The organism is Treponema sp. UBA785 (assembly GCF_002297065.1).
Lineage (GTDB): Bacteria > Spirochaetota > Spirochaetia > Treponematales > Treponemataceae > Treponema_D.
Genome location: NZ_DBJD01000002.1, coordinates 18,527 through 31,613, shown reverse-complemented (window position 1 = coordinate 31,613; position 13,087 = coordinate 18,527). Strand labels below are relative to the sequence as shown.

Sequence of the window (13,087 nt, the reverse complement as noted above, 5' to 3'; positions counted from 1 at the left end):
GCAGGCGGTTCAACAATCGGCAAAAAAGTTGCAGAAATTCTTGGTTATGAGTATTATGACAAAAGTATAATTTTGCAGGCGGCAAGTGAAAAAAATATCGATATTTCTAAAGTTCTAAAAAGCGACGAAGAAGCGCCGTTTTTGACGGGATTTACACAGTCGCTTTTTGATTTTTACAATAAACCGATAAACGATCAAATTTTTGAAGCGCAAAAAGAAGTTATCCGCAAATTTGGAGAACACGGTCATTGCGTTATTGTCGGCAGAAACGCAAATCAAATTCTTCAGGAATTTGATGACAGCTTGCATGTTTTTATTCACGCAGATCCATGGTGGAGAGTTGAATACTTAAAAAACAATAGAATGCAGGATGTTTCGGAAGAAAAAATCATGCGGGATCTTGTAAGAGTTGACCGCAAACGTTGCAAGTATTGCACTTACTACACAAATACCGAATTTGGCGATTCTAGATATTACGATTTGTGCTTGAATTCTGGAAAAATTGGACTTGATGAGTGTGCAAAACTTATTGTTGAGTTAAGCCGCTAAAAAAGGACTTAAAAATATGCGTTTTCCAAAACCGCTAAAAAAAGGCGATACGATTGCCATTGTTGCTCCGAGTTTTGGCGCAACGACAGAACCTTACAATTTTCGCTTTAACGAGGCAGTCCGCCGTTTTAAAGAACGTGGTTATAACGTGGAAATTGGCGAGTGCTGCTACAAGTCTGACGGTCTTGGAATTTCGACAGACCCAAAAATCGCCGCCGCTGAACTCCAAAAATATTATTTAGACCCCAAAATAAATGCTGTTTTTAGTTGTGGCGGCGGTGAACTCATGTGCGAAACCGTAAGTTACGTTGATTTTGAAAAACTCAAAACTGCCGAACCAAAGTGGTTTATTGGTTGCAGCGACAATACAAATTTCATTTTTCCGCTTGTAACCCTCTGCTCAATTCCGGCAATCTACGGTCAAAATGCTCCTGGATTCGGAAAACCCTGGGAACAGAGCGAGCTTGATGCCTGGAATCTTCTCGAAGGAAAGAGTTTTACGGTCAGCGGTTATCCGAAATTTCAAAATCCAGATGTAGAGAGCGAAGACCCTCTTTCTTCTTATATTTTGACTGACAGAAAAGAACTTGTGTCTTATATTCCTTCTAAAAATGGAAATACTTTAGAACTTTTGCTGCCAGACGAAAAATTGGAATTTGACGGAACTATTCTGGGCGGCTGTCTTGACTGCATTGTCGGTTTGAGCGGAACTCGGCTGGAAAACGTTTGCCGGTTTAGCGAAAAGCACAAAAAAATTGTTTGGGTTTTGGAAAGTTGTGATTACAATCCAATGGATATCCGCAGGGCGCTCTGGCATTTAAAAGAAAGCGGCTGGTTTAAAAATGCCTCGGGGTTTGTTTTTGGACGGCCGCTTGCGGCTTTTCGGCAGGAAATGATGGGCGTAAATCAATACAATGCAGTAACAGGAATTTTGGGCGATCTTGGAGTTCCAATTGTTTTGGATGCCGATATTGGTCATATTGATCCGGCAATGCCCTTGATAATTGGAGCAAATTCAAAAATTTCTGTAAAAAATGACAAAATAAAAATCGAAATGAATATTTTATAAAAATTTTATAAGTTGGGGCTTCCACCGCTTGCGCGGTGTCGGGTGTTTCGCCATTTCATTATAAGCGGACGAGTCCGCTTATAACGCTACGCGTGGCTACACCCCCTAAGCCGTTTTATTTTTTTACAAAAGTACCAATCAGACCGATAACCCATCCCGCAAGAATTATATAAAATCCAAAGCCTGTAATTTTAAACCAGTCTTTAAAAAAGTTTCCGCGTGCAAAAAAGATAAGTCCGAGCACAATAGAAGCAAGCAGACAAACTGTTTTTAACATGCTTGAATTAGAAACTTTTACAAAGCACAGAATAATTCCAACGGCTGCCGCAACAAACATTAAAAGTGCAAGCCACGAATCTAAATTGCTCAAGTCCTTAAAAGCATCAATTATTGTAAAATCAATCTTTCCAAGAATACCAAGCGAAATTCTTATAATCGGTAAAAAACTTCCGACTACAACTGCAATCATTCCAATCAAATAAAAAAGGTTAAAACTACTTTTTTTTGCCATAACAACTCCTCTAAAAAAGCTTGCATTGCAAACTCAATTAAACATAATTTTAACACGAAAAATATTTTTTGCAATTTTTATTGATTTATTGTTTTTTTGAAAGGTTTTGTGTCGTCAAAGTCAAAAATCGTTTTTTCTTCAATAAATCTTGAATATTCTCGTTTCCAAATTAAATGAGCGTCGCTTGAATCGTAGGCTTCCAGCGCTTCTTTGTCCATGTCCATTTCAATCATAATGTCGGCGCGGTTTTCGCGTTTTATGCAGCACTTGTAAATTTTTACGTAATGTACTCCGTTAATTTCTGTTGTTGCAGTATTAAACAGTTCTTGAATCTGCTCAATAAACGAATTTTCGATTTTTTTTGAAATTTCCGGAACAAATTTTACAAGGATACAGTGTTTCATTTTTGGTTCCTCCGTTTTTACTGCGCTTTGAGAGAATTTATTATTGTTCCGGCAACGCGCTCTCCGTCCATTGCCGAACTTCCAATTCCTCCAGAATATCCGCTTCCTTCTCCGCATGGATATAGATTTTTAATTGCCGTACATTCCAAAGTGTCTTTGTTGCGTAAAATTCTTACAGGAGTGCTGGTTCTTGTTTCCGAAGCGATTAGAATTGCGTCAGGGCAAACAAAACCTTTCATGCTTTTGTTAAAATCCTTAAATCCTGCCTGCAATTTCTTACAAATATCTTTTGGAAGCCATTTATCCAGTCTGCTTGAAACAACTCCGGGTTTATAACTTGTAATTGGAAGCGATTTTGATTCTTTTTCTTCAAGAAAGTCCGTTAGCCTTTGAGCTGGTGCAAGCTGACCGGAACCGTTTTTGAAAGTTAATTTTTCGAGCCAGGTTCGCCAGTAAAGCCCGGCAAGTGCAGGACAGCCTTCACCTTCTGCCTGTTTTTTAAATTCCTGAGGAATGTCTTCCGGTCTGCGTTCAACGACAATTGCCGCATTTGACCACTGGCTGTTTCGTCCAGAAGAACTCATTCCGTTTACGACAATCTGATCTTTTGCTGTTGCACATGGAACGACAAAGCCGCCGGGACACATGCAAAAACTGTAGACTCCGCGGCCGTCAACCTGAGTTGTAAGACGGTATTCGGCGGCGGCAGGCATTTGTTTTCCGTGGAATTGAATTGAATCTATAATTGCCCGCGGATGTTCAACCCGGACTCCGACCGCAAATGTTTTTGCTTCGAGCGCATTTGGTGCAATTTTCGAAACCATTTGGTAAATATTTGACGCAGAATGTCCAGTTGCAAGAATTATTGAATCTGCAAAAATTTCTTTTTCTTTTCCATCGGTAAGATTTTTGATTTTTACACCGGTCGCCTTTAATTCATTGTTCTGAGAAGTTTTTTCTACAATTAAATCTGTACAAAGTGAATTAAAATGAATTTCGCCGCCAAGTTCTACAATTTTTTTTTCCATGCGGTCAATAATGCCAGGAAGTTTATCTGTTCCAATGTGAGGATGCGCATCGGTAAGAATGTTCGGATTTGCTCCAAATTCAACAAAAATTCTGTAAATTTTATAGATGTCGCCACGTTTGTTTGAACGGGTGTAGAGTTTTCCGTCAGAAAAAGTTCCTGCTCCTCCAGAACCAAAACAAAAGTTTGAATTTTCGTCCAAAATTCCATCTTTTGTAAGGTTTTCAATGTCGCCTGCCCGAACTTTTGTCGGATTTCCACGTTCAATAATAACCGGCTTAATTCCTGCTTCGAAAAGTTTAAAAGCCGCATAGAGTCCTGCCGGTCCGCAGCCGATTATAACTACAGAGCGTTTTCCATCGGCGTGTTTCCAGTTGAGCGCAATGTTTTCTAAATCTTCCGGTTCTTCATCAATGTAAATTTTGTAACGCATAACGAGCTTAATCTGGGAATGCCGTGCGTCAATCGATTTTTTTATAAAAACCGAAGTGATTTTCTGTCCATTTTCAAAAATTTTTTTTTCTTTAAGAGCTTGCCGAATTTTTGCATCGATTGTGCTCTGATTTTTTTCGTCCTCTGGCATGAGGGTGATTGAAAGTTCACAAGTCATGCCGATATTATATTAATCATCTCCAAAAAATGCAATTTTTAGAGCTTAAACATTATTTAGACATGGAACAAATCAATCTGAGAACCAATTTTCAAGATTGATTTCTGCATTGCTTTGGAAATATTGCTCAAAGTTTTTTCGTTGTCGCTAATTTGGTTTGCAGAAGCTGTCATTTCTATCATGCTTGATTTGATTTCTTCTGTTGCTAGCTGTAATTTTTTAACTTGATCCAATATTGTCTGGTTGCCTGCCGACATGCTTCCGGAAGAGACACGAACGTCAGAAGTTGAATCGTTCATCATTTTGAGCGCATCTGTAATCTGATGGCTGCCGATTTCACTTTCTTCCATTGCGCCTTTTATTTGCTGAACAAGCTGGTCAGTTTCTCGGATTTTCTTTGTTACTGATTGGAACGAATTTTTAGCCTCTGCCGAAGATACAACGACAGTTTCAATCGAATTTTGAATTTTCTGAAGTTCATCGCGGATCTGTTTTGACTGGCGGCTAGAACTTTCGGAAAGATTGTGAATTTCATCCGCAACAACGCTAAACCCGCGTCCTGCATCGCCTGCATGCGCAGCTTCGATAGAAGCATTCATTGCCAAAAGGTTTGTTTCGCTCGCAATTTTAGAAATAACTTTGTTTGCTTCCATAAGCATTTGGCTCTGTGCTTGAATTTGCTGAATCTGTTCGTCTACGCTGTTCTGTTTTTCAATTCCTGTAGTTGTGTCGTTTTCGAGAGAGATAAATGAATCAACCATATGCTCAGTGCTTCTTGTAACGGAAGAAATATTTCCAAGCATTTCTTCTACTGCTGCGCTGGCCTGAGTAACTCCAGACGACTGGTTTTCAATCATTGCATTTAAAGCTTCGATATTTTTCGTAATCTGGTTTACTTTGTCTGTAGTTTCCTCAACAGATTTTCCCTGCAATTCAATTTGGCTGCTTACTGTGCTTATATTTGAAATGATTTTGTTGATAGAAGAACTTGTTTCGCATGTTGTACCTGCCATTTCTCCGTCAACTTTTGAAAGTTCATCCTTCGATTCTTTTATCCGCATAATAATATGATGCAAATTTTGTGTAAAAGTGTTGAATCCCAAAACAACTTCGCCAACTTCGTCTTTTGTTTTTACTTCGATTCGTTTTGTTAAATCTGCAGCACCGGAAGCGATTTCGATAATTGAATTTTTAAGCTGAATGAGAGGATGAACTAACATTGTCAGATAAATAGAAGTTACAACCAAAAGTATGATTGCAATCATAATGCTTATAAAACAAATCTGGAAAGCGCTCTTTTTTGCCATCGAAACGATTTCTGTTTGGTTTATTGAAATTGCCAGCGACCAGTTTGTATGGTTAATTGGGCAGTAGAAAACGTAATTTGTTGCATTTCGTTCGCTGTCTTTGATAATTCCGGTTCCTTTTTGGCTCAAAATCATTTTTTGAGTCATTTCCTGATACCCTTTATAGCCGGATTCTTCATCGCTCATTACGTAAAAATTCTTCATGATTTTTTCAGAATCTGGATGAGCAATAATATTTCCTTTTGAATCGATTGCGTAGGTAAAACTGTTGTCGCTAAAATTCGACTGTGTAATTTGGTAATTCACCTTGCTCAAAGCAAGCGCGCCGACAATAACTCCCCAAAACGATTTGTTCGTGTTTGTTACTGGAGCAGAAACATAAAAAATGTAACCGATTCCGTCTGGAGATGGCACAGGATCAGAAATATATTGTTGTTTTCCGTTTGTGTAAATTGCCGTAAAAAAGTCTTCATGCGAAATGTCGGTGTAATTTCCGTTAGAATCGTACATTTTTCCGTCTTGGCCGGCAATTCCGATAAAATCAAAACTTGGATCGATTAAATCTTTGTTTTCTGTCAGATAATTGCAGGCAAGTTCATAATTTCCAGAAGTAAATGCCTCGCTGTTTGTAAAAATTCCAAAACTTTTAGAGAAAGAATCCAGCCAGTAAGTTAAACCGTCGGCTGTCCGTTCTGCAATTGTTGTAGAAAAATTTGTATAAGTTTCTGTGTTGTCTTTTGCAATCGAATGAACCAGAAAAAATGATAAAGTTGTAAATGAAAGTGCAAAAAAAACAAAAAGAAAGACTGCAAATTTAAAGGTGATCGAACGTAGTATATTTTTTATAGAAATTTTATGCTTAGAGTGTTTTGCGGTTTTCTGCTTTTTTTGTTTAGATTTTTTTTCTGATGGCGCATCTTCCAAAGCCTCTAAAACTTCGATATTTTCGTCAGAAGAATTTTGTTCATTAAAAGCAGGATTTCCGGTAGAAATAATTCTGTTGTTTTCAAGTTCTGGATTAAAAGGTTCGTTCATACAATCCTCCGAATAAAGAGCAAACACTCACCCGCCATTTTTAAATTGTCCAATATCTCTATTATCGTCTAAAAAAACATATCAATAAAGAAAAATAAACACTTTTTAGCAAAATATAACCAAAAATTCCTTAAAGTGCCAGTGTTGAAAAAAACATAAACTGTAGATAATATAAAGGCAAGCGGTTTATTTTGAGTTTAAATTTTCCGGTCAAGCCAAAACAATTTCTCAGGAAATTCGATAAGGAAAATCATTGCTTGGATTTTTTGAACTTCGATATTTAACCTGAAAAATAAAATTATAAATTTTGGGTCATGCGGTTGCCCAGAAACTTTGTTCGCAGTTGTAATCGGCTTGTCAAAAAGGCAAAATTTTCTATATTTTGCGGTTTCGGCGGGCGCAACCGCAGCAAAAATAAAATTTGGACACCCGCACCGGGCTTTGCAGGGTTTCATTGTTTTGTTTGGCTTCGATAAGCTCAGCCGGCACAAAACAACGCTATGCGCCCTTCCAATCCCTTGCCCTAAAGGAATTTACTTATGAAAATCAATCAGCTCGAAAATCTTTTGTCGCAGAATGAATATCCAGGACGCGGAATTGTTGCAGGTCTTTCAGAAGACGGAAAATATGCTGTCAGCGCATACTGGACAATGGGACGCAGCGCTGGAAGCCGTAACCGCATTTTTACAGTCGAAACAGAAGATGGAAGCGAAGTTGTTCGCACAAAAGCATTTGATCCAAGTTTAATCGCAGGTGATCCAAGCCTTATAATTTATGCGGCAGTTCGTCAGTTCAAAAACAGTACAATCGTAACAAACGGTGATCAGACAGACACGATTTTTGAAGGTCTTAGAGAAGGAAAAACTTTTGAACAGTCATTGCGTTCTCGTAAATATGAACACGATGCTCCAAATTACACTCCGAGAATTTCTTCACTTTTAAATATAGAAAATGGAAAATTCGATTACGCAATTTCAATCTTAAAAAGCGATTTTGGAAATCCAGACAACACTTTAAGATTCACATTTGCATACGACAATCCTGTAAAAGGCCAGGGAAGATTTATTCATACTTATATGGGCAACGGAAATCCTCTTCCGTCGTTTGAGGGTGAACCGGAAGTTGTAGAAATCAAAGGCAATATCGAAGAATTTACCGACAAAATCTGGTCAAGTCTCAACGAAGAAAACAAAGTAAGTCTTTTTGTCCGCTTTATTGACATTCAGACTGGAAAATTTGAAGAAAAAATCATCAATAAAAACAAATAATGCAAAAAGTTCTTTGCACAACGCTCTTAATCGAAAAATCCCCTCAGGCTCTGCCTTTGGGGGTGGCTTGTATTGCTTCTGCCGTAAAAAACGATGACCGCACAAAAAATTTTTACAATGTTGAATTGTGTGATTTTTGCAAGGAATCTCCCGAAATAAAAAAGATTTTGTCCGAAGCAGAAATTGAAGCAGAAAAAAATGCCGGTGAAATGCAGACAGGCTCTTACATTGCTGAGCAACTGGCAAAAAAAAGTCCGCAAATCGTGCTTTTTAGCATTTACGTGTGGAATCATGTTGCTTTGGAAAATGCTGCCCGCTGTCTCAAAAAAATAAACCCGGAAATCATAACAATTGCTGGCGGTCCTGAAGTTACGGCAGATCCATTTGTCTTTGAGGGATTTGATTATACGATTGCAGGAGCTGGCGAAGAAGCCGCAGTTTTGCTTTTGGAATCGATTTTTAAAAATGCCGGTGCAGAAAAATTGCCCGAAATTCCAGGACTTTTCTATTTAAACGGCAAACCTCAGGTCTTCCAGTTTGCGAGAACTTCACCCTGCGCCTTAGAAAAACTTTCTTCGCCATATCTTGACGGCACACTCGACGTTGCAAAATACGGCGGAGCTTTATGGGAACTTGCCCGTGGCTGCCCTTTTAAGTGTTCATATTGCTACGAATCCAAAGGCGAAAAAAAAGTAGCATATTTTCCGATGGAACGGATCGAAAAAGAAATCGAGCTTTTTGCCCAAAAAAAAGTTCCTCAGGTTTTTGTCCTTGATCCAACCTACAATGCGAGCAAAGAACGCGCCATTCAGATGCTCAGGCTGATTGAAAAAAAAACGCCGGACACTTTTTATTATTTTGAAGCGCGGGCCGAATTTATTGACCGCGAACTTGCAAAAGCCTTCAGCCGCGTGCGTTGTGCCCTGCAAATTGGAATGCAGAGCGCAGATCCAGAAGTCTTAAAAAATGTACATCGCACGCTCGACAAAAAAAAGTTCAGCAAAAATATTGGTTATCTTAACGAGGCAGGCGTGACTTTTGGCTTTGACCTGATTTACGGATTGCCGGGCGACACATTAAAAGGTTTTAAAAACAGTATTGATTATGCGCTCAGCCTTTATCCAAACAATCTTGAACTTTTTTGCCTTTCGGTTCTTCCAGGAACAGATTTGCACGATTCAGCAAAAAAATTTGGAATGATATGGGAACAAAAACCGCCTTACAACGTTTTAAAAACACCTCAATTTCCAGAGTCAGACTTGCAAAAAGCCGCTTCGCTTGCACGGGCGGTAAATCTTTTTTATACGCAGGGTCGCGCAGTAAGCTGGTTTAACTGCATAATTTACCATCTGCACAAAAAGCCGAGCGTTTTTCTTGGAGAATTTGAAAAATATCTTCGAGAAGAAAAAATTATGCTTCCGCCCGAACCAAAAATGCCGCAGATTAGAAAATTGCAGAAAGATTTTATAAAAAAACAATTTGAACAAAATCATCTTGCAAAGTATATAAATATAGTCAGCGATATGATAGAGCTTTACGGCGCTTTGAGCGATGCAGACGGCGACTGCCAGACATCAACCATAAAATTGCACTATTGGCCAGAAGACGTGCTCTCAGAATACGCAATGGATTTGCCATTTTTTTGCGCAAACGCCGAATTCCACCCATGCAAAATAAAAGTTCAGCCTTCTCCCGATGGCGCTGTTTTCAATATTGAATAAAAACCGTATGTGCCATAAAAATTTGGACCGCATTTTGCGTACAATCCGGCTTTTCACGGTTCCGCTTTCGCTCCATCCGCCGAGGCGGACGCATTCGCGCCGTTACAATCCGGGGTATATTATTCCCTTAAAAATTAACTTTTCTGGCTTAAACTCTTCAAAAAAGAAAAATTCAATTGACATAACTATGTTGTTAGTGTATGCTAACAACATAGTTAGCTTGTGCTAACCTAAGTGTACCTCATGGCAGTACGATTCTTAAGTTCTGACTGTTTCTCTGGAGTGTTGTACTGCCATATTTTTTTGGAATTTTTAATGGGATTTGAAGAAACTGTGATTCATTGCAGCGCTCCTGCGCTTTGCGGAATAAAACCTGCAAGCCTTTTTAGCCTTAAAAATGAATTTTATTCAACTAATCGAAGCCGGCTTTTTTCCTGGCGTAAAAATTTTTCAAAAGACAGGCGTTTTTTTGTTGTTCTCAAAAAAGACGACGGACGGGTTTTGATTTTTGTTTACGACAAAGGCTTGCTTGAAGAAGTTTGCTCCAAAAAGAAAAACCAGGAATACTTAAAAACTAAGGGATATGATGTTGAAAAAGGTTTTAATTCGATTTTGAGCGAACTTTTATTTCGGCTTGCCCACGAAAGCTCCTTTCCGCACGAAACTGGACTTTTTTTGGGCTATCCGCTCGAAGATGTCATAGGTTTTGAAACTCAAAATGCCAGAAACTGTGTGTTTAGCGGATTCTGGAAAGTTTATGGAGATAAGCAGGCTGCACTTGATTTAATGGAAAAGTACAGGCTCTGCACAGAAATTTGTATGTCGTGGTTCAGGCAGGGACTTAGCGTTCCTCTTGCTGCGCAAAAATATAAAAAAATGGAGGAAAATTTATGAAAACAGCAATTGTTTATTCTTCAACAACAGGAAATACGGAGCAGATTGCAAATGCGATTAAGGAAGCTGCGCCGGATGCATATTTTAGCACTGCTGATGTAGCAGACCCCTCAGAAGTTCTTTCTGCGGATTTAATTCTTTTGGGAAGCCCTGCAATGGGCGCCGAACAGCTTGAAGATTCAATGGAAGAGTTCTTTTCGGGAATTGAAGGCCAGATTTCTGGAAAAACCATAGGTCTTTTTGGTTCTTACGACTGGGGCGACGGTCAAATGCTCAGCGACTGGGGCGAACGTGTAAAAGCGGCCGGAGCAAATCTAAAAGGAATTGCAAAAGCTCAGCTTGCTCCAGATTCTCAGGCTCTTGAAGACGCAAAGGCGCTTTTAAACTAGTTTTTTTTGAAATTTGGTTGGTTGATATGTTGAATTCATTTTGAATTTTTCATATACTAATCAAACTTATCGGAACACCGAGGAAAGGAGGTGAAATTACATGGCAACAATCGTTGTAGACGAGTCAGAGAACCTCGAAAAAGCAATTAAACGCTTTAAGCGCATGGTTGAAAAAGAGGGCATTGTTCGTGAATGTAAACGCCGCGAATACTATGTAAAGCCTTCTGCAGAAAATCATCAGAAGAAAACTGCTTTGGAACGCAAACTTTTTAACAAAAGACGCAAGTCAGAAAAAAAAGATTACTAGTTCTAAAAGTGAACGGGCTGCTCAAATGGGCGGCCTTTTTTATTTATATAGCAAACAAAAAAACAATGAAAAAGATAAATAAAAATGACCGTTGGTTTTAAGCGAATGAAACTTTTGTCCAGCGGTCATTTTTTTGTTTAGTTTGATTCTGGTTTAAGGCCGTCTACCATAAATTCCGAAGGAATTCTTGACGGATGAGCTTCGTGGTTTACACAGGCCCAGGTTACGTCGGCTTCGGCGCTGATTTGACCGTCCGGTTTTTTGATAATCTGGTGCATCGTTCCAGAAACTGCGCCCATTTTGATTGGCCAGGTTTCGATTGAAAGTTCCTCGTGCATTTTTGCAGAAACTTTGTAGTGAATGTCTACGTGGGTTACAAAAAGATAGTAGCCTGCATTGAAGATTCCATCGTAGTTAAAACCTATTTTTTCCAGAAAGTCCATTCTGGCGGTTTCCAGATAGTTTAAGTAAACTGCATTGTTTACGTGGTTGTAAGAGTCGCATTCGTAGGGACGAACTTTTAATACCGTTGTAATTTTCATAATGAGAAAAGTGTAGCATAAAGTAAAAAAAATATAAAACGCATTAAAGCGAGGTTTTAATTTTCTGACAGTTCCGCAAGTTCGCTCCAGCGTTCGTAAGCATGGTTTAGGCGTTCTTCGGCTTTTGTGTATTCTTCTCCGGCTTTTCTCGCTTTTGTAAAGTCTGAATCAGCCATTTGCGCTTCGAGAACGGATTTTTTTTCTTCGAGTTCGAGAATTTCATTTTCGAGAGCTTCGAATTCTTTTTGTTCTTTATAAGTGCGGCGGCGAGGTTTTTCTGGCGAGCAGGCGTTGCGGGCGGCGTTTGAGCCCGCAGAAGGGGTAGCGGACAAGCCATCAAAGCGGAGAGAATCGGCGCTGCTTGCAGGGACGGTTCGTGGAGCGGCTTGGCTTGGGAGCGAGGGGAAGTCTTTCCCCTTTTCATTCTTGGACTGTGCTTTCTTTTTTTCTTCCAAAGTTTGCAGATATTCGGAACATTTGCCGACAAATCCGCTTATGCTGCCGTCTTCTTCCATTATGAAAAGTGTGTCGGCGATTTTGTCCATAAAATAGCGGTCGTGGCTTACGATTAAAAGGCAGCCCTGGTAGTCGGTGAGGAACTGCTCGAGAATGTTCATTGTGAAAATGTCAAAATCGTTGGTCGGTTCATCGAGAACGAGAAAATTTGGGTTTGTGATTAGAAGCCGTACCAAAAAAACGCGTTTTCGTTCGCCCCCGGAAAGTGTGGAAAGCATTGAATGTTGGATTTTGCCTTCAAAACCGAATTCGTTTAAGAATTGGGAAGCGCTCAGGTCTTTTCCGTTGTTGCGGTGCACTATTTCGGCCGCTTCTTTTATGTATTCGAGGACTGTCAGGTTGAGGTTTGGAAAAACCGGATTTTGCTGGTAGTAGCCGATGAATGTGTTTTCGCCTTTTTCGATTGTGCCGGTGTCTGGCGGAATTGTTCCGGTGATGATGTTTAAGAGCGTGGATTTTCCTGAGCCGTTGTTTCCGAAAATGCCGATTTTTTCGCCTTTGTTAAATTTGTAGGAAAAATTTTTGAGCACTGGCGTAAAGTTTTGTGCGGTTGAATCACCGGCTTCTTTTTCGCCGACGTAGCCTTTTGGAAAATTTTTTGAAATATTGTGCAGTTCGAGAATTTTGCCTCCAAGACGGCGGCCTGCCACTTCAAACGAAAATCCTTTGTCTTGCGAGAATTTTTCGCGGTTTATGAGGGCGTTGTCGCGCTGGATTCTAGCTTTTGCCTTTGTTCCGCGGGCGCATGGACCCCGCATGAGCCAGTCGCGTTCAATTCGGAGAACTGATTCTATTCGGCGTTCTGTATTTTGCTCGATTTCGAGTTCAATTTGTTTTTTTTCGAGATAAGTTGAATAGTTGCCTTCGTAAAGTTTGAGACGCTTGCGGTCAAGCTCGTAAATGCTGCTGCAAACTGCATCCAAAAAATATCGGTCGTG

The 13,087-nt window shown here is 39.6% G+C and carries 13 protein-coding genes; 7 read left to right on the top strand and 6 right to left on the bottom strand.

The window, feature by feature from the left end:
- A partial coding sequence (locus B2X33_RS00150) for a cytidylate kinase-like family protein (protein ID WP_296666537.1) occupies positions 1–549 on the top strand: 549 nt, incomplete at its 5' end.
- 16 nt (positions 550–565) lie between these two features.
- Complete coding sequence (locus B2X33_RS00145; protein ID WP_296666535.1) at positions 566–1,618, top strand: S66 family peptidase; 1,053 nt, start codon at positions 566–568, stop codon at positions 1,616–1,618.
- Between the two features lie 115 nt (positions 1,619–1,733).
- Here B2X33_RS00145 and B2X33_RS00140 read toward each other — a convergent pair whose 3' ends face one another.
- The 4 genes from B2X33_RS00140 to B2X33_RS00125 all read right to left on the bottom strand — a co-directional run bounded on the left by B2X33_RS00140 (position 1,734) and on the right by B2X33_RS00125 (position 6,512).
- Positions 1,734–2,129, bottom strand: a complete 396-nt coding sequence (locus B2X33_RS00140) for a hypothetical protein (protein ID WP_296017280.1) — start codon at positions 2,127–2,129, stop codon at positions 1,734–1,736.
- 77 nt (positions 2,130–2,206) lie between these two features.
- On the bottom strand, positions 2,207–2,533 hold the full coding sequence (locus tag B2X33_RS00135; RefSeq protein ID WP_296017288.1) for a Dabb family protein: 327 nt from the start codon (positions 2,531–2,533) through the stop codon (positions 2,207–2,209).
- 17 nt (positions 2,534–2,550) lie between these two features.
- Positions 2,551–4,170, bottom strand: a complete 1,620-nt coding sequence (locus B2X33_RS00130) for an NAD(P)/FAD-dependent oxidoreductase (protein ID WP_296666532.1) — start codon at positions 4,168–4,170, stop codon at positions 2,551–2,553.
- Positions 4,171–4,226: 56 nt separating this feature from the next.
- On the bottom strand, positions 4,227–6,512 hold the full coding sequence (locus tag B2X33_RS00125) for a methyl-accepting chemotaxis protein (protein WP_296666529.1): 2,286 nt from the start codon (positions 6,510–6,512) through the stop codon (positions 4,227–4,229).
- 539 nt (positions 6,513–7,051) lie between these two features.
- Here B2X33_RS00125 and B2X33_RS00120 point away from each other — a divergent pair.
- The 5 genes from B2X33_RS00120 to rpsU all read left to right on the top strand — a co-directional run bounded on the left by B2X33_RS00120 (position 7,052) and on the right by rpsU (position 11,091).
- Positions 7,052–7,780: an IMP cyclohydrolase gene (locus B2X33_RS00120; protein ID WP_296666526.1), complete on the top strand. Its 729-nt coding sequence runs from the start codon at positions 7,052–7,054 to the stop codon at positions 7,778–7,780.
- Positions 7,780–9,501 carry a B12-binding domain-containing radical SAM protein gene (locus B2X33_RS00115; protein WP_296017321.1) on the top strand — a complete coding sequence of 574 codons (1,722 nt, stop codon included), beginning with the start codon at positions 7,780–7,782 and terminating at the stop codon, positions 9,499–9,501. Before B2X33_RS00120 ends, B2X33_RS00115 begins: the two co-directional genes overlap by 1 nt.
- Positions 9,502–9,816: 315 nt before the next feature.
- Positions 9,817–10,395, top strand: coding sequence for a DUF3793 family protein (locus tag B2X33_RS00110; protein ID WP_296666524.1), 579 nt, complete (start codon positions 9,817–9,819; stop codon positions 10,393–10,395).
- A complete protein-coding gene (locus B2X33_RS00105; protein WP_296017330.1) occupies positions 10,392–10,784 on the top strand; it encodes a flavodoxin domain-containing protein in 393 nt (130 codons plus the stop codon). Before B2X33_RS00110 ends, B2X33_RS00105 begins: the two co-directional genes overlap by 4 nt.
- A gap of 100 nt (positions 10,785–10,884) precedes the next feature.
- Entirely contained in the window at positions 10,885–11,091 is a 207-nt protein-coding gene (rpsU, locus tag B2X33_RS00100) for a 30S ribosomal protein S21 (RefSeq protein ID WP_078930978.1), read from the top strand.
- 137 nt (positions 11,092–11,228) lie between these two features.
- Here the strand turns inward: rpsU and B2X33_RS00095 are convergent, their stop codons facing one another.
- Both B2X33_RS00095 and B2X33_RS00090 read right to left on the bottom strand, forming a co-directional pair.
- On the bottom strand, positions 11,229–11,633 hold the full coding sequence (locus tag B2X33_RS00095) for an acyl-CoA thioesterase (protein ID WP_296017345.1): 405 nt from the start codon (positions 11,631–11,633) through the stop codon (positions 11,229–11,231).
- A 56-nt stretch (positions 11,634–11,689) separates the two neighbouring features.
- Positions 11,690–13,087: ABC-F family ATP-binding cassette domain-containing protein (locus B2X33_RS00090; protein WP_296666522.1), on the bottom strand; the 1,398-nt coding region annotated here is incomplete at its 5' end.

Coding starts and splice junctions, on each gene's coding strand:
- B2X33_RS00145 (WP_296666535.1), top strand. CDS start 566: ATGCGTTTTCCAAAACCGCTAAAAAAAGGCGATACGATTGCCATTGTT.
- B2X33_RS00140 (WP_296017280.1), bottom strand. CDS start 2,129: ATGGCAAAAAAAAGTAGTTTTAACCTTTTTTATTTGATTGGAATGATT.
- B2X33_RS00135 (WP_296017288.1), bottom strand. CDS start 2,533: ATGAAACACTGTATCCTTGTAAAATTTGTTCCGGAAATTTCAAAAAAA.
- B2X33_RS00130 (WP_296666532.1), bottom strand. CDS start 4,170: ATGACTTGTGAACTTTCAATCACCCTCATGCCAGAGGACGAAAAAAAT.
- B2X33_RS00125 (WP_296666529.1), bottom strand. CDS start 6,512: ATGAACGAACCTTTTAATCCAGAACTTGAAAACAACAGAATTATTTCT.
- B2X33_RS00120 (WP_296666526.1), top strand. CDS start 7,052: ATGAAAATCAATCAGCTCGAAAATCTTTTGTCGCAGAATGAATATCCA.
- B2X33_RS00115 (WP_296017321.1), top strand. CDS start 7,780: ATGCAAAAAGTTCTTTGCACAACGCTCTTAATCGAAAAATCCCCTCAG.
- B2X33_RS00110 (WP_296666524.1), top strand. CDS start 9,817: ATGGGATTTGAAGAAACTGTGATTCATTGCAGCGCTCCTGCGCTTTGC.
- B2X33_RS00105 (WP_296017330.1), top strand. CDS start 10,392: ATGAAAACAGCAATTGTTTATTCTTCAACAACAGGAAATACGGAGCAG.
- rpsU (WP_078930978.1), top strand. CDS start 10,885: ATGGCAACAATCGTTGTAGACGAGTCAGAGAACCTCGAAAAAGCAATT.
- B2X33_RS00095 (WP_296017345.1), bottom strand. CDS start 11,633: ATGAAAATTACAACGGTATTAAAAGTTCGTCCCTACGAATGCGACTCT.